Origin of the sequence: Bradyrhizobium sp. B124 (genome assembly GCF_038967635.1) — a bacterium.
Lineage (GTDB): Bacteria > Pseudomonadota > Alphaproteobacteria > Rhizobiales > Xanthobacteraceae > Bradyrhizobium.
In genome coordinates this window covers 3,034,416-3,049,617 of sequence record NZ_CP152413.1, presented here as the reverse complement: position 1 = coordinate 3,049,617, position 15,202 = coordinate 3,034,416, and the positions used below count along the sequence as shown (strand labels likewise).

15 protein-coding genes are annotated in these 15,202 nt (G+C 63.9%); 9 read left to right on the top strand and 6 right to left on the bottom strand.

The genetic code is table 11. The annotated features are described in order from the left end of the window. Window positions 1-98 precede the first annotated feature (98 nt). Window positions 99-377 (bottom strand): hypothetical protein, encoded by a 279-nt coding sequence (locus AAFG13_RS14755; RefSeq protein WP_342712438.1) that lies wholly within the window; start codon window positions 375-377, stop codon window positions 99-101. Window positions 378-584: 207 nt separating this feature from the next. On the opposite strand from AAFG13_RS14755, the gene AAFG13_RS14750 reads away from it, so the two are divergent. The 3 genes from AAFG13_RS14750 (at window position 585) to AAFG13_RS14740 (ending at window position 2,632) form a co-directional block, all read left to right on the top strand. After that, window positions 585-1,802, top strand: coding sequence for an extensin family protein (locus AAFG13_RS14750; protein WP_342712437.1), 1,218 nt, complete (start codon window positions 585-587; stop codon window positions 1,800-1,802). Window positions 1,803-1,913: 111 nt separating this feature from the next. Then, window positions 1,914-2,297 carry a response regulator gene (locus tag AAFG13_RS14745; RefSeq protein ID WP_212310576.1) on the top strand — a complete coding sequence of 128 codons (384 nt, stop codon included), beginning with the start codon at window positions 1,914-1,916 and terminating at the stop codon, window positions 2,295-2,297. A 140-nt stretch (window positions 2,298-2,437) separates the two neighbouring features. Then, window positions 2,438-2,632: a hypothetical protein gene (locus tag AAFG13_RS14740; protein ID WP_342712436.1), complete on the top strand. Its 195-nt coding sequence runs from the start codon at window positions 2,438-2,440 to the stop codon at window positions 2,630-2,632. An 86-nt stretch (window positions 2,633-2,718) separates the two neighbouring features. On the opposite strand, the gene AAFG13_RS14735 is transcribed toward AAFG13_RS14740, so the two are convergent. Next, window positions 2,719-3,309: a TetR/AcrR family transcriptional regulator gene (locus AAFG13_RS14735; RefSeq protein ID WP_342712435.1), complete on the bottom strand. Its 591-nt coding sequence runs from the start codon at window positions 3,307-3,309 to the stop codon at window positions 2,719-2,721. A gap of 122 nt (window positions 3,310-3,431) precedes the next feature. Between AAFG13_RS14735 and AAFG13_RS14730 the strand changes: the two genes are divergently transcribed. From AAFG13_RS14730 to AAFG13_RS14720, 3 genes are all read left to right on the top strand, one after another. Then, complete coding sequence (locus AAFG13_RS14730; protein WP_212310573.1) at window positions 3,432-3,812, top strand: DUF4267 domain-containing protein; 381 nt, start codon at window positions 3,432-3,434, stop codon at window positions 3,810-3,812. A gap of 1 nt (window position 3,813) precedes the next feature. Beyond that, a complete protein-coding gene (locus tag AAFG13_RS14725) occupies window positions 3,814-4,134 on the top strand; it encodes a DoxX family protein (protein ID WP_342712434.1) in 321 nt (106 codons plus the stop codon). Window positions 4,135-4,211: 77 nt separating this feature from the next. Then, on the top strand, window positions 4,212-4,916 hold the full coding sequence (locus AAFG13_RS14720) for an SDR family oxidoreductase (protein ID WP_342712433.1): 705 nt from the start codon (window positions 4,212-4,214) through the stop codon (window positions 4,914-4,916). A 47-nt stretch (window positions 4,917-4,963) separates the two neighbouring features. Here AAFG13_RS14720 and AAFG13_RS14715 read toward each other — a convergent pair whose 3' ends face one another. Next, window positions 4,964-5,797 (bottom strand): IS5 family transposase, encoded by an 834-nt coding sequence (locus tag AAFG13_RS14715; protein ID WP_342708636.1) that lies wholly within the window; start codon window positions 5,795-5,797, stop codon window positions 4,964-4,966. Window positions 5,798-6,175: 378 nt separating this feature from the next. Between AAFG13_RS14715 and AAFG13_RS14710 the strand changes: the two genes are divergently transcribed. Next, window positions 6,176-8,848 carry an alpha/beta hydrolase fold domain-containing protein gene (locus AAFG13_RS14710; protein ID WP_212310570.1) on the top strand — a complete coding sequence of 891 codons (2,673 nt, stop codon included), beginning with the start codon at window positions 6,176-6,178 and terminating at the stop codon, window positions 8,846-8,848. Between the two features lie 77 nt (window positions 8,849-8,925). Here the strand turns inward: AAFG13_RS14710 and AAFG13_RS14705 are convergent, their stop codons facing one another. Further along, complete coding sequence (locus AAFG13_RS14705) at window positions 8,926-9,219, bottom strand: hypothetical protein (RefSeq protein ID WP_212310569.1); 294 nt, start codon at window positions 9,217-9,219, stop codon at window positions 8,926-8,928. A 164-nt stretch (window positions 9,220-9,383) separates the two neighbouring features. Then, complete coding sequence (locus AAFG13_RS14700; RefSeq protein WP_342712432.1) at window positions 9,384-10,226, bottom strand: GNAT family N-acetyltransferase; 843 nt, start codon at window positions 10,224-10,226, stop codon at window positions 9,384-9,386. Between the two features lie 369 nt (window positions 10,227-10,595). On the opposite strand from AAFG13_RS14700, the gene AAFG13_RS14695 reads away from it, so the two are divergent. After that, window positions 10,596-13,532: an Ig-like domain-containing protein gene (locus AAFG13_RS14695; protein WP_342712431.1), complete on the top strand. Its 2,937-nt coding sequence runs from the start codon at window positions 10,596-10,598 to the stop codon at window positions 13,530-13,532. Between the two features lie 85 nt (window positions 13,533-13,617). Next, on the top strand, window positions 13,618-13,974 hold the full coding sequence (locus tag AAFG13_RS14690; protein ID WP_212310566.1) for a PKD domain-containing protein: 357 nt from the start codon (window positions 13,618-13,620) through the stop codon (window positions 13,972-13,974). Between the two features lie 97 nt (window positions 13,975-14,071). Here AAFG13_RS14690 and AAFG13_RS14685 read toward each other — a convergent pair whose 3' ends face one another. Then, a complete protein-coding gene (locus tag AAFG13_RS14685; RefSeq protein WP_212310565.1) occupies window positions 14,072-15,142 on the bottom strand; it encodes a helix-turn-helix transcriptional regulator in 1,071 nt (356 codons plus the stop codon). Window positions 15,143-15,202 lie beyond the last annotated feature (60 nt).

The window sequence follows — 15,202 nt, the reverse complement described above, 5'->3', positions numbered from 1 at the left end:
AATGATGGCGCCGACGAAGGCGAACGCGATGTACGCGGCCACAATGCTCAGCTTGCTCAGCAGAGGACTCGCGAAATCCATTGGGAAGCTCCCTTGGCTCACAACGCTGCCCGCATTAACACGAAAGCTAGCAAGAGGTTCCTGGCCGAAAAAGTCAGCCTTGCTGCCAAGCTCGATGTTCCCATGCGATGCCGCATTGCGATGCGTGGCTCAAACAGGCGGCGAATCAAGACGTTGAAGCGCACGCAAATAAATTCCGCGGCGTTGCGGGTTGCGGTCAGGCTGCCGGTCCCGGATACCGTCTGTCGGGCCTCAGAAAGGTTGTTGTGCTTTGAAACACAATCGAAAGGTGAATGACGATGCCGCAGGATGTCCAACCTCGATGCCTTCTCGACCACAACAATGCGGTGGCGTCGCTCCGCTGCGACGTATGCGGAGCATTCGCCACAGTTGATGACACAACGAGATCGATGCGGTCGCGCGAATTGCCCTGCCGGGTTCCGCCGCATGGTTAAAGGCACCTGAAATCAAGCAGTCGAAATGCGTTGAAGAGTCTTTAATCAAATTCGCAGAACCTCCGCGCCATGACGCGTGGAGTTCGTTTGTATCTCGTCGGCTCCCTTGTCCTTGTGTCGCTTGCTGGTTGCGGCCGCGGTCTGTTCCAGACTGCCGAGCGCGAACCGTGGCGGGCCGAGGCCGAGGCCGCATGCCTGAAATCCGGCGCAGTCAAGGAAGGCCCGGACCTCGTCCGCATCGATCCGATCTCCGGCCCAGGCGTCTGCGGCGCCGAGTTTCCGCTCAAGGTCGCCGCGCTCGGCGAAACCAGTTCGGCTTACGGATTTGCCGACGACAGCCTGCGTCCACCGGCGTCCGTCGGCAACCAGCCGCGTTGGCCGATCAATCGTCAGCCGGGCCCGCCGCCCGCGCAGGCGCCGTACTCCGAACAGGCCGTCGGGCAGCCGAACTATGGCGGCCAGCCTAACGGACCGGTGTCGCTGTCGGCGCCCGGCGTCCCGCCGCAGCAGGGCGAGATCGACCTGCCGCCGGACGGCTCGCCCGATGCCAGCGGCGAGCGACCTTATTATCCTGGCCTGCGCAGTAATCCGCAGCGCGAGGGCGCGACCGCGCCCTATTCACCTGCGCCGTATTCGCAGCAACCGCCAGGCGCGCCACTGCCGCCACGGCTCGGTCCGTCGAACGGCAATCCGGTGATGACGGTCGGCCCGGTCGCAGTGAAGCCTGCCGCAACGCTGGCGTGCCCGATCGTCTCGGTGCTGGAGCGCTGGCTCGCCGATTCCGTGCAGCCGGCGGCGCAGCGCTGGTTCGGCGCGCGCGTCGTCGAGATCAAGCAGATCTCGGCCTATTCCTGCCGCGGCATGAACGGCAATTCGCACGCGCATATTTCCGAGCACGCCTTCGGCAATGCGCTCGATATCGCGGCCTTCACGCTCTCTGATGGCCGGCGCATCTCGGTGAAGGATGGCTGGAAGGGCCTGCCGGAGGAGCAGGGCTTTCTGCGCGATGTCCAGGCCGCTGCCTGCCAGCAATTCACCACGGTGCTGGCGCCGGGTTCCAACGTCTATCACTACGACCACATCCATGTGGATCTGATGCGCCGGGCCAGCCGGCGCCTGATCTGCCAGCCCGCTGCCGTCTCCGGCGAAGAGGTCGCGGCGCGCGCCGGCGGCCGTAGCCCCTATGCAGCGCGCGAACCTTATGTCACAGGATCGCTTGGCGGCAGAAGGCCGGCTCCGCGGGGTAAGGCGGGGGTCAACGAAGAAGACGAATTCGCCGACGAATAGGACGCGTCTGATACCCGTATTATTACTGGGGGTGCCGTGCAAACGGTAGCCACTATTTGCTGCATATGCTCGCTGAGCCGGGCGCACCCGGTTGATTTCTGGGGGATAGCTTTGCAAGACGTGCCGATCATTCTCGTCATCGAAGACGATCGTGATCTTCAGATGATGGTAGAGGACGCCCTGAGAGACGGCGGCTATGAGCCGGCGATCGCAGGCTCGGGTGAGGAAGCCCTGACGCTGCTGAAGGCGTTCCGAACCAAATACAGTGCGCTGGTCACCGACATCCGCCTGCTTGGCCGGCTCGACGGCTGGCGGGTGGCGCGCGGCGCCCGCGAGATCGATCCGTCATTCCCTGTGCTCTACATCACCGGCGGCGGCGGCGACGAGTGGCCGACCCGGGGCGTGCCGGACAGCGTGCTCCTCAACAAGCCGTTCTCGCCCGACGAACTGGTCGCGGCCCTGACGAAGCTGCTCAAGAACGGCGCGCCGGCCTGACGGCGGTCTTGAGCGGCCTGCCGCGCATGGTGGGCTGTTCGGGGCAGGCGCTTATTCCGCCTTTATAAGATCTCGTCGCGGTTCGTCTCGTATTCATACGTCCTCGCGCTCATCTTCGCTGCAACAGCCGGAGAACGAAGATGACGACCTATCGCGCCTATATCGTCGGACCGCACAGCCGATCCATCGGCGTGGTCAACATGGAGTGCAGCGATGACGATCAGGCCGTCACATCGGCCAGCCGTCTTGTCGACCGCCATGATGTCGAACTGTGGCAGATGGACCGGCCGGTGGCCAGGTTCGACGCCTGTTCGAAGCAGGTGTTCCGGAAGTAGTGCGACACCGCGCAGCAGACCAGCGCGCAGACTCACAAGCGGGCGGCCAGTCTCGATCCGCCGAAGCAGTCGTTTAACTGAGCGTCTCAGCCGCGAGCACGCGAGCTGTCTCCGGAAACGACGATCGCCCGGACCACGAGTGCGATGCGTTGGTTGCGCGCGCCGGGCCTAACTCGGCCCGAACGTTCGAGTGCAGCGAGCCCATGAAGGGCTGCCCAAAAAGTCTCGGTCACATCAGCTACCTCGACGCAAAACGGCGCGACGACCGCCGCGAGTGCTTCGAAACCGGCCCGCAGTTCAGGTCTGGTGCCAGCTTCGGCGAACCGCAAATCCGTTGGCAGGACAAACATGGCGTCGTAAAGCGCGGGACGATCCAGCGCAAAAGCGAGATAGGCCAGGGCGACATTCTTGAGGGCGTTTCGTCCTGTCGATCCGCTCGCTGCTTCGCGAAGTGCGACCGTGAGTTCCTTGAAGCCCTCGACTGCAACTGCCGCAACAATCGCATCTCTGTTCTTGAAATGTGAGTAGAGCACGGGCTGGCTATATTCGATCTCGTCGGCGAGGCGGCGGATTGTAACGCCATCCCATCCTTCGCGCTCTGCGATCACCCGCGCTGCCGCGACAATGCGATGCTCGCGCGCAGCCCGGTCCCTGCCTTTCCGTTCAGCGGTACCCAATCCTCGATCTCCCGCACCTGGAAGGCCCAAATATATCAATATCATACCGATGCTTGACATTCTAGTAATGCTATTTATCTAGCATCGCTAGATATTGTTCTTAAGCTAGATGAGGACGTGTGATGCATTGGCTTGCGCTCGGAACGGGATTGCTCCTGGCCCTGGGAATTATCGCGATCGGCACCCTCTATGTCGCGAGCCCGACAACCGCGACACGCAGTTTCGGCCTGCCGCTTCCTGAAAATGGCACCAACATCGCTTGGTGGCTTCGCCTCAAGGGGGTGCGCGACATTGTGGCGGGACTGGCCGTATTGGCGTTCATGGTGTTCGGCGCGCCGCGCGAGGTCGGCATCATCCTGCTGGTTGAAGCCATCATCCCCATCGGGGACATGCTGCTGATTCTCGCAGCGAAAGGCTCCACCAAAAGCGCCTTCGGCATTCACGGTCTCACGGCGGTGATCATGGTCCTTGCGGCTGTGCCGCTGATCATTGGAGTGCCCTGAGATGATGCATGCTCTTTCGATCTGGCTGCTCGCTGCCGGCTTCTTTGGCGCAGGCCTCTTCAATGCGATCAGCACGTCAGCGACCCAAGGCGATTTCGCTCGGTGGGGCTACCCGCGCTGGTGGGGCATTTTGACCGGTGGACTGGAGATGATAAGCGCTGTTCTGATCGCAATTCCCGTCAGTCGGGTTGTCGGCCTGGTGCTTGGGGCGGCCATCATTGCGGCCGCGGTTTCCACCGTTCTGCGCCACCGTGATTTTTCGCACCTGGCGCCACTTGGCGTCTTTGTCACCTTGATCGCTCTTGCCGCGACCTCGTCCTGACCGCCGCCCGGGTGTCGCCCGGCGCGATCCCTGATGATAGACCTTGCGTCAGCTTCGTCATCAAGGGATATCAGGTCATGGCTTCGGAAAAGGTCGCACTCGTCACCGCAGGCGGCAGCGGCATGGGAGCGGCGGCGGCGCGGCGGCTTGCCGCAGATGGATTTCGCGTTGCGATCCTGTCGTCGTCGGGCAAGGGCGAGGCGCTGGCCGGCGAGCTCGGCGGGATCGGCTTCACAGGCTCGAATCGTTCTAACGACGATCTGAAGCGCGCCGTCGACGGCGTGATGGCGCGCTGGGGCCGCATCGATGCGCTGGTCAACAGCGCCGGCCACGGCCCGCGTGCAGGCGTGCTGGAATTGACCGACGAGCAGTGGCACACCGGTCTCGACGTCTATCTGATGAACGTGATCCGCCCGACACGTCTCGTCGCACCTCACATGCAGGCGCAGAAGTCGGGCGCGATCGTCAACATTTCCACCGCCTGGGCTTTCGAGCCGAGCGCGATGTTTCCGACCTCTGCGGTGTTCCGCGCCGGGCTCGCCGCGTTCACAAAACTGTTCACCGACAGCTACGCGGCCGATAACGTCCGCATGAACAACGTGCTGCCCGGCTGGATCGACAGCCTGCCGGCAACCGACGCGCGCCGCGACAGCGTGCCGATGAAGCGCTACGGCAAGGCGGAGGAGATCGCCGCGACGATCGCGTTCCTCGTCTCCGACGGCGCGGGCTACATCACCGGCCAGAACATCCGCGTCGATGGCGGCTTGATGCGGTCCGTGTAAGGCAGGACTGCGAATCCGTCATCCTGAGAGTCTGACTCATAATGCCGTCAATCGCTATGAGCGGCGGCAAGTCTGCGGGTCAGGAGCCTGATGTGGGCGAGGAGTAACCATGCGACTTCGGTGGCTGTGGCGGCCTCGAAGTCCTTGGCGAGACGTCGACATCTGCCGAACCAAGCGAATGTCCGTTCAACAACCCATCGTCGCGGCAGCAGCTGGAAGCCTTTGACGCCTTGAGGCCGCTCGACGATCTCGATGGTCCATGGACCGCAGTCCGAGAGGGCGTCGAGAAGCTGCTTCCCACGATAGATCCGATCGGCAAAAACGTGTCCCAGCCGAGGGAATTGCGTCCGTACCATCTTCAGCAACGGTACCGCACCATGGCAGTCCTGGACGTTGGCCGGATGCACATGAACTCCGAGGAGCAGGCCATTGGTGTCGGTCACAATGTGCCGCTTGCGGCCGTAGATGCGCTTCCCCGCGTCGTAGCCACGAGGCCCGCCGGCCTGCGTGGTCGGCGCACTTTGGCTGTCGATCACGGCAGCTGTCGGCTTTGAAGCACGTCCCAGCTTTTTTCGCGCCCGCTGAACAAGAACGCTGGCGATCTTCTGCCATCGACCCGTATCTCGCCACGCGTAAAAATAACCCTGCACCGTCGAATAGGGTGGGAACTCCTGCGGCAGTGCCCGCCACTGGCATCCTGTCGATAGAATGTAGAGAACCGCCTCCACAACACTACGAAGATCGGTTCGGCGCGGTCGGCCACGCCGGTGTGCTCGCGGCAGAAGGCGCCTGATCAGCCTCCATTCCGCATCTGTCATATCGCTTGCATAACGCAGGTCGTCCCGCCGATATTGCTTTCGAGTGATTTCAGTCCAGGGCATCGTGATCTCCTTCGAATCTTTGCAAATCCGATGGAATCACACCTCGCTGGGATCACTCACCCCCATTTATCAGTCAGGCTCTGAGGAGCGCGCTCTTGCGCGCGTCTCGAAGGATGCACGGCCACAATCGGGCCGTCGACCCTTCGAGGGCCGCTGAAGAAGCGGCCACCTCAGGGTGACGGGTCTAGATTCGAGCGCTCGACTTTGACACGGCCTTGCCGCAACGTGCCAGCTCAGCACTTGCGTCTACGCGCTGCGCGCCGCACCCCAGGCCGCGCACGCCACAATTGCGGCGACCTCAGATTGCGTTTGTCGTGATGACAAACTGAAAGCGCAGGGCTAGCCTTCCGTCAAATCAAAACATACGGGAGGAATGGCATGCCAGACGCAGCAGTTGCAGCACGCGCTTCGGACTCCACGCACAGCGGAACCACGCAGCAGGTTGACGTCGCAGTCGTCGGCGCCGGTTTCGCCGGTCTCTATCTGTTGCATCGGTTGCGTAAGGCGGGCTTCTCGGCGGTTGCGCTCGAAGAGGGCGGCGATGTCGGCGGCACCTGGTACTGGAACCGGTATCCCGGCGCGCGCTGCGACATCCAGACCATCGATTACAGCTACACGTTCGATCCAGAACTCGATCAGGCGTGGACCTGGTCGGAGAAATACGCGACCCAGCCGGAAATCCTGCGCTATCTCGGCTTCGTCGCCGACCGGTACGATCTGCGCCGCGACATCAGGTTCGGCACCAAGGTCACGCAGGCGACCTGGGACGACGCGACTTCGCGCTGGCAGATTGCGACCAACAACGGCGCCAACGTCTCGTGCCGCTACTACATCATGGCGACCGGCTGCCTGTCGTCGCCGAAGCCGCCGGAGATCGACGGCGTCAAGGATTTTAAAGGCGAGATCTATTTCACCGGCCGCTGGCCGCACCAGGGCGTCGACCTGAAGGGCAAGCGCGTTGCCGTGATCGGCACCGGATCGTCGGGCATTCAGTCGATCCCGTTGATCGCCGAACAGGCCGCGCAACTCACCGTATTCCAGCGCACGCCGAATTTCGCACTGCCGGCCGGCAACGGTCCGGCGCCGGAAGATCGCAAGACCTTCTTCGAGACCGACCGTGCGGCCTATCGCGACCAGGCGCGCTGGTCGATGGCCGGGGTGCCGTATCCGCAGCAGACCGTGGTGAGCTGGCAATTGAGCGACGCCGAACGCCGCGAGCGGTTCGAGAAGGCGTGGGCGGCGGGCGACCTCGTCCACATCCTGACCCAGCTCTGGGCCGACCAGGCGGTCGATGTCGACGGCAACCGGCTGGTCGGCGATCTGATCCGCGAGAAGATCGGTGCCGTGGTCAAGGATCCGGAGACGGCCGCGGCGCTCACCCCGCACGATCATCCGTTCGGCGCCAAGCGTCCCTGCCTCGATACCAATTACTACGCGACCTACAACCGTCCGAACGTGACGCTGGTCAATCTGCGGCAGGAGCCGATCAAGGCGATCACCGCCGGCGGCATCTCGACCGACAAGCGCAGCTTCGATGTCGACGTCATCGTGTTCGCCACCGGTTTCGACGCGATGACCGGCGCGATCATGGCGGTGCATCCGATCTCCGGCCGCGGCGGCAAGTCGCTGTCGGATGTCTGGGCGCACGGACCGCAGACCTATCTCGGCGTCACCGTCGCTGGCTTCCCCAATCTGTTCATGATCACCGGTCCCGGCAGCCCGTCGGTGCTGTCGAACATGGCGGTATCGATCGAGCAGCATGTCGACTGGGTGGTCGACCGCATCGCCGCGTTGCGCGACGCCGGCTTCACGACGATGGAAGCCACCGAGACCGCGCAGGCCGGCTGGGAACGCCATATGGCCGATTGTGCGACCCTGACGCTGCACCGGCTCGCCAACACCTGGTACACGGGCGCCAACGTGCCCGGCAAGCCGCAGGGCGTGATGCCCTATACCGGCGGCGTCGGTCCGTATCGCAGCATCTGCAACGAGGTGGTCGGGCGCGGCATGCTCGGCTTCAAGCTCTCGGGTCCCGGTGTTGCCGAGCAGTGCAATGACGGCGAGGTGGTGCGTTTGCAGCCGGATGTGCGGCTGGTGCTCAATATGCTCGGTGAGATGAACCTGCCGCCGATCGAGACGATGGGCGCGCAGGGCGCACGCGACTTCCTCAACGAGTTCAACAAGGGCCGTCCTGCCGGCCGTCCGGTCGGCGAGGTCGGCACCGGCGTGCTGCAGGGCGCCGATGGTCCGCTGCCGTACAAGCTGTATCGTCCGGCGACGCCGGGGCCGCACCCGATCGTGGTGTATTTCCACGGCGGCGGCTGGGTGCTCGGCGACGAGCTGTCGGATGATCCGTTCTGCCGCGATCTGTGCCGGCGCACCGGCATGATCATCGTCAGCGTCGGCTATCGCCACGCGCCCGAGCATCGCTTCCCGGCTGCGGCCGAGGACGGCTATGCGGCGACGCGCTGGATCGCAGCCCACACCGCCGAGCTCGGCGGCAGGGCAGGGCCGGTGCTGGTCGCAGGCTGGAGCGCCGGCGGCAACATCGCGGCCGTGACCTGCCAGCTCGCGCGCGATCGCGGCGGGCCCGAGATCGCAGGCCAGCTCTTGATCTGCCCGGTCACCGACTCCTCGTTCGACCGGCAGTCCTATGTCGACAACGCGGCCGGCTACTTCCTGACCCGCGGGCTGATGTTCTGGTTCTGGGACCTGTACTGCTCGCCGGCCGACCGCACCGATCCGCGCGTCGCGCCGTTGCGCGGCAAGCTCGAAGGCCTGCCGCCGGCGTTCATCGCGACTGCGGAGTTCGATCCGCTGCGCGACGAGGGGAATGCCTATGGCGACGCGCTCGCGAAAGCCGGCGTCAAGGTCGAGCAGCTCAAGGCGCAGGGCCACTTCCACTCGTCGTTCGTGATGGTCGACGTCATCATCACCGGCGTCGCCGGCCGCGTGAAAATGGCGAAGGCGCTAAGGCGTTTCGCCGGACTGCCCGAGGAGCTGGAGCAGGACAACGTCGCCACCCCGCGGGTCAACGCGGCGGCGAACTAGGGGGCGCAAACCCCCGCGGCTTGCCCGCGGGGATTTCGCACGACTTCGGAGCTCCGGTTCAATCAGAACCGGAAGCTCTAGAGGAAGGCGAGATGCTCCACCTTGTGCACGACGTCGTCGAGCGTCTGCTTGGTGGCCGCGGTATCGCCGCCGGCCATGAACACCTGCCAGAACTGCCGATCGACATTGTGCAGATGCAGGATGGACACGCGAACGCCGTTCTTGTTGCCGGCAACCTCTGACTGGGTATTGACGACATCGGTGAAGCCGTTCTGCTTCAGCGTGTTGGCGACGACGCCCTTGAGCTCGCCGACATTGGCGAGCGCCTCGCTGAGGCCCATGCTGCGGAAGTTGAAGAACAGGAACGCCATGCGACACCTCCTTCTGTCGCGGACGAGCGCAGCGCGTGCGGAAGTGCACTGAACTGGCTCTCTCGCTCAACCAGAGGTGTATTTCATTATTGAATAAACGCGTTATGAGCCGCTTCACAGGAATCGGGTCCGCGATCGTGCGGCATTTGAACGCAGAGGTTTCTCTAACCGAGCTCGAACGTCGTGACGCCGAACACGCGATCGATCCGCAATGGCGAGATCGCGCCAGTGTACATCCGCGCGGTCTCGAACACCGGCGACAGCCCGAGGCCTTGCGCCAGCGCCACGGCGTCGCGGTTGACCGCGGGAACGTCGAGGAAGATGTCGCCGCTGCCTGCACTCGCGAGCAACGCCGAAAGAATGGTCTCGGCGCCGGCGCGGTCGTCGGCGACGAGCGGACCGATCTTGCGGCCGGTACGGCACGGACGGATCACCCCCCAGCCGGCCAGCCTGCCGTCGCGCATCAGCGCGCGTCCGACATGGCCCGGCGCATTGATCCAGGCGCGCAGGAAGGCCGGACGCGGCGCGGGAAACACCGTGGCGTCGTCGGCCTCGACCAGCGCCATAGGCACCTCGGTCAGCGCGACGATGCCGGCGTTCGGCGCTGGTGGTGCGGTGACCGTGCCGCCGTAGCGCACATTGGCGTAAGCGAGCGCGAAGCCGGACTTTTGGTAGTTCGCCTGCTGCGCCACCACGCCATCGAGCCCGATCACGCGCGGATGCGCATGCGCGATGGCCGCATTCCAGATCTTCAGACCGTGGCCGCGGCCCCGCAGATCCGGGCGCACGATGTAGAAGCCGAGGAAGGAGAAACCTGCGCCGTAATTGACGCAGGAGATCACCGCGGCAGGCTGGCCGTCGAGCTCGCCGATGAAAAATCCCGACGGATCCTCGGCGGCAAAGCAGGGCGCATCGGCGAGACCGGGATTCCATCCTTCCGCCGCGGCCCAATCCACCGCGAGCGCGATCTCGTCCGGCCGCATATGTCGGATGATGAGGTCGTTCATCGACGATGATCCCGTGTGATTGGAGTCACGGACCGTGCCTCCTTGTCTGCGAAGATCACACTACCCTCACAGAATGTGACTGCCCACAGACAGTGCTTGAGCACGCACAAAATTTTCGACGAATTCGTCTAACAATTTATGGTTTTATTACAATCAGAAACACGTTTGACTTGTAGTTGCCACAAGCCTAACAATCGCGCCCGCCGCGGACGTCGGGCGCGGTGCAGGTGAATTCCAGATCCGGCGACCTTTGCGTCGCAAATTTCGAAATCGGAATCACCCTCAGCAGAAAGGATTGCATCTCGCGTCAGCAAGACAACTGAACGGAATTGGGGACGTTTTTCATTTCACCCAAAACGGAGTTTTCCCATGACTCAAGTTGTTAATTTGTCCGGTAATCCAGATATCGATGGCATTCTCTGGGGATGGGAGTGGGGTTCGGGCGGCGCGCAGAATCTGACGTTTTCGTTCCCCACTGGCACCGCTGAATACGGCTACCAGGAGATCGACAATTTCAGCGCGTTCACGGCGGCACAGCAGACGGCAGTACGTACCGCGCTCACCAACATCGCAAGCTTCACCAATCTCACCTTCACCGAGACGACGAGCGCCGGCGCGACGCTGCGCTACGCCAATGCTGATAAGATCGACTACACCGACGACAGCAGTGTCGCCTTGCACACCGGACTGCACGTCCCCGGCAACGCGCCCGGCACTGCGGAGGCCAATCCGCCTGAACTGGGCTACAACGGCAGCGCGCCGTTCTCCGCGATGGGCGCGCAAGGCGACGCATGGTTCGTCACCGGCGGCTACACCAATCCGGTGCTCGGCAGCTTCCAGGATGCCGCCGGAATCATGCACGAGACCGGCCATAATCTCGGATTGAAGCACGGCCACGTCACGCAGGACGGGCACGGCGTGACGTTCCCCGCGCTGCCGGCCGATCACAATTCCTACGAATACTCGGTGATGACCTACAGCCAGTTTCCTGGCGACAACGCCACCAATGGCGACAACGCGCCCGATCATCCGACCACCTACATGCAGGACGACATCGCCGCGCTGCAGTACATGTACGGCGCGAACTATGGTGCCACGGCGCACAACGGCAACACCACCTACACCTGGAGCCCGACCACCGGCGAGGAGTTCATCGATGGCGTCGGGCAGGGCGCGCCGCAAAGCAATTTCGTGCTGATGACGCTGTGGGATGGCGGTGGCACCGATACCTACGACTTCTCCAACTACACGACCAGCCTCTCGATCGATCTCAATCCCGGCGCCTGGACCATTCTGGACACCAGCGCGGCGCACGCGCAGCGCGCCGATCTCGGCAATAACGGCGCGGGTGGCGCCGAGTATTTCGCGCGCGGCAACATCGCCAACGCGTTGATCGATCCGAGCCACCCGACCGAGACCGCGTCGCTGATCGAGGACGCCAATGGCGGGTCGGGCAACGACACGATCGTCGGCAATGCCGCCGACAACGTGCTTCGCGGCAATGGCGGCAACGACACGATCGATGGCGGAGGCGGCACCAACACGGTCGTCTACAGCGGCACCCGGCTGCAATATATCGCGACACTGCTTGGCAGCGGCGCAATCCAGATCGCCGACCAGCGCGGCGGGTCACCTGACGGGACCGACACCGTCACCAACATTCAGAACTTCCAGTTCGCCGACGGCACGTTCAACGAGACCGAAGTGCTGAACCGTCCGCCGGTGCTGTCGCCCGATCCGGGATCGCCGCATCCGCTGACCGAATTGGCCAACACCACCAATTCCGCCTCGCTGCAGGAACTTCTCGGCACGCTGACGTTGACCGATGCGAATGCCGGCGACACGCACACCGCGAGTGAGTCGTTTGATACCGCGACCTGGTCCGGCGGCGTCACGATTCCGCTCGCCACGCAGGCGGCGCTCGCAACGGCGCTGACCGACACGATTGGCGTCGACGGTACCAGCGGGACGCTCAACTGGCAGTTCGACCTGGCGGACAAGAATCTGGACTTCCTGGCGGCTGGTGAGACGCTGACTGTGGTCTACGACGTCACGGTGGCGGACCACCACACCGGCTCGAGCGTCAGTGACGCTTCGACCCAACAGATCACGGTCGTCTTCACCGGCACCAATGATCCCGTGTCGGTAGTGCCGGCACTGTCCAACTTGACGGGGACGATCAGCGAATTGCCCGGCGTCACAGGAAGTTCGACGCCGGATGCGACCGCCGGCACGATCGCCTTCACCGATCCCGACCTCAACGACCGGCCGACTGCGACGATCAATACCGCCGGCGAGACGGTGACCTGGCAGGACTCGACGCACGACTACACGTCGGAACTCACGCCGACGCAGATCGCCTCGCTCGAGGCAGCCTTTACGATCATGCCCGAGGCCGGCAACACCAACGCAGGCAAGATCGACTGGAGCTACAGCATCGTCGACAAGGATCTCGATTTCCTGTCGGTCGGCGAGAGCCTCACCGTCACGGTGCCCGTCATCATCGACGATGCGCATGGCGGGGCCGTCACCCAGGATGTCGTCCTCACCATCAACGGCGCCAATGACGCGCCGATCGCGGTCGCGGACAGCAACGGCACGGCCAAGAAGTCGACGCTGTCGGTTGACGCGTCGCACGGTGTGCTGTCCAACGACACCGATCCTGACATCCACGATCAGGGTCACTCGGTGGTCAGCGCCGTCGACGGGGCGGCCGGCAATGTCGGGCACACCATCGCCGGCACCTACGGCTCGCTGACGCTGAATGCCGACGGCAGCTATGTCTACGTCGCCAACAAGGGGGGCTTGCCGTCGCAGATCGTCGCGCAGGACACCTTCGCCTACACGATTGCCGATCCGCATGGCGCAACGGCGTCGTCGACGCTGAGCATCGTCGTGTTCAATCCCGGCGTCAACTACCAGGCCGGAAGCCATACCACACTGAACGGCGGCAACGGCCAGGACGTGCTCGACGGCTCGGCGGGGCACGACATCCTGATCGGCGGCAATGGCCCGGACGTGCTGATCGGCGGCGATGGTGACACGTTGACCGGCAACAACGGGCCGGACACGTTCCTGTTCCGCCCGCATTTCGGCACCAACGTGATCACCGATTTCGTTGCGCACAATGACGCCGTGCAACTCGACAAGTCGATCTTCGCCAGCGTGAACGACATGCTATCCAATCACACGGCCGATACCGCCGCCGGCGCTGTCATAACGGACGCGTTCGGCGATACGATCACCTTTGCCGGGATCAAGGCGGCGGAGCTGCAAGCGCACGCAGGCGATTTCCATCTGGTCTGAGCCGGAGGAGGGCGTCCTGCGGCTTGATTCATAAAACCACCCGCCGCAATCTGCTTGCGGCGGGTGGGTGATCGGGACATTCGAAATGACGTGGCGTTTGCCGATATTTGCCATCTCCGCAATCACCCTTGGTGTGATCGACATGACCGCGACGACGCAGATGAACGCGACAAGTGCACTTGCCGCTTCGCCGATCTCGGGCGCCGCGCCGCTTGAGGTGACCTTCACCGGCATGGGGCCGGGGATGCCGGAGGGGGTGGTCGTGCTCGATTTCGGCGACGGCCGGACCGATGACACGATCTCACCGATCCGCGGCTTTCGGCGGACGCACGTCTATCGCGCGGCTGGATCGTATACGGCCGTGCTCAAGAGCGGCGCGTACGGCGGTCAACGCCCGGCCGTGCTGGGCGAAATCGGGCGGGTAACCATCATTGTGGATTGAGTCGAATCTCTCTCTCTCTCTCTCTCTCTCTCCCGTGACGCTACGGCGCGCGCAGCGCGTCTCGAAGGGTAAGCGCCGCGCCGGTGCGGCGCCATGCTCAAGCGATCCGAAGGACGAGGCTGACCAGTTCGGGCTGGCGGTGCGTGCCGGTTTTGGCGAAGGCCGACTTCAACTGGTTGCGTGCGGTGTCGCGAACGATCCCGAGCCGTTCGGCAGCGTCGGCGATCGAGAGGCCGCCCGCGAGCAGCGCCACCAGCCGCGCTTCTGCCGGCGTGAGGCCGAATGCCTGCGCGATCATGCCGGGCTCGGGCATCGCGCGTGGCGTCAAATTGACGAAGACCAGCATCGCCCGCGCGCCGAGGAAGACGTTGCGTGCCGCACCGTCGATCGGCAACGCGCGCAACACCACCGGTCCCTTGTGCGTACGGCGGATCAGGATCGGCTCGATCGGCAGCGCCGCGCGCTCGGGTGCGGCGCGGATCAGATCGATGACTTGATCAAGCCGCGCCTGTGCTGCTTTGTCGCGCACGATCAGCCGGCGATCCCTGATCCTGATGTCCGCATCGAAGCCGGCATCGGCGGCTTCGTTGCGATCGATCACGAGGCCTGTGCGATCGAGTGCGACGGCCGGCTGCCGCACCCGGTCGAGAATGCCGGTCATGGAGGCGAGCGCGATGCGGCCGACCGCAGTCGACAGCGTCGCTGTCTCCGTCAGGCGCGGCCCCAGCTGAGCCAGAAGCCGCGTCTCGCGTGTCTCGAAATGTCCTTCCTCCCCGGTGCGTTGCAACGTCAGCACCCACGGCGCGCTGTCGGCCCAGAAGCCGATGCCGGCGAACCATTTGAAGCCGAACGGATACAGCACCTCATTGTACATCGGATCCGACCGGATCTGCTCGGGCGTCAGCAAGTCCTGATCGGTGATCACTTCGCCGGCCATTGCTCGCGGAACGCCTGGAGCGCGCGAATCCTGCTCATGCCAGTTGTGTGCGAAGTAGTGCTGCACCATCTCTTCGGTCGACGCGGTGCGCGGCACGTCCGGGGTCCGCACGTCGCTTTGCAGCAGCACGGCGCCGGTTGCGCCCACCGCCTCGCAGATCGACGTCATGATGCCGGTCCACGCCGCCGGGTCGACCACGGCGTCCCCCAGCCGTGCCATCACGCTGGACATTTGATCTGGGTCGATATGCCGGTTCATCCAGGGAATTGTCGCGCGAGGTGGCGTCGCGCG

Excerpts from the sequence above, each read along its gene's own strand:
- AAFG13_RS14740 (WP_342712436.1), top strand. The coding sequence starts at position 2,438 with ATGACGACCTATCGCGCCTATATCGTCGGACCGCACAGCCGATCCATC.
- AAFG13_RS14685 (WP_212310565.1), bottom strand. The coding sequence starts at position 15,142 with ATGTCCAGCGTGATGGCACGGCTGGGGGACGCCGTGGTCGACCCGGCG.
- AAFG13_RS14710 (WP_212310570.1), top strand. The coding sequence starts at position 6,176 with ATGCCAGACGCAGCAGTTGCAGCACGCGCTTCGGACTCCACGCACAGC.
- AAFG13_RS14725 (WP_342712434.1), top strand. The coding sequence starts at position 3,814 with ATGATGCATGCTCTTTCGATCTGGCTGCTCGCTGCCGGCTTCTTTGGC.
- AAFG13_RS14720 (WP_342712433.1), top strand. The coding sequence starts at position 4,212 with ATGGCTTCGGAAAAGGTCGCACTCGTCACCGCAGGCGGCAGCGGCATG.
- AAFG13_RS14690 (WP_212310566.1), top strand. The coding sequence starts at position 13,618 with ATGACGTGGCGTTTGCCGATATTTGCCATCTCCGCAATCACCCTTGGT.
- AAFG13_RS14750 (WP_342712437.1), top strand. The coding sequence starts at position 585 with ATGACGCGTGGAGTTCGTTTGTATCTCGTCGGCTCCCTTGTCCTTGTG.
- AAFG13_RS14730 (WP_212310573.1), top strand. The coding sequence starts at position 3,432 with ATGCATTGGCTTGCGCTCGGAACGGGATTGCTCCTGGCCCTGGGAATT.
- AAFG13_RS14715 (WP_342708636.1), bottom strand. The coding sequence starts at position 5,797 with ATGCCCTGGACTGAAATCACTCGAAAGCAATATCGGCGGGACGACCTG.
- AAFG13_RS14705 (WP_212310569.1), bottom strand. The coding sequence starts at position 9,219 with ATGGCGTTCCTGTTCTTCAACTTCCGCAGCATGGGCCTCAGCGAGGCG.
- AAFG13_RS14695 (WP_342712431.1), top strand. The coding sequence starts at position 10,596 with ATGACTCAAGTTGTTAATTTGTCCGGTAATCCAGATATCGATGGCATT.
- AAFG13_RS14700 (WP_342712432.1), bottom strand. The coding sequence starts at position 10,226 with ATGAACGACCTCATCATCCGACATATGCGGCCGGACGAGATCGCGCTC.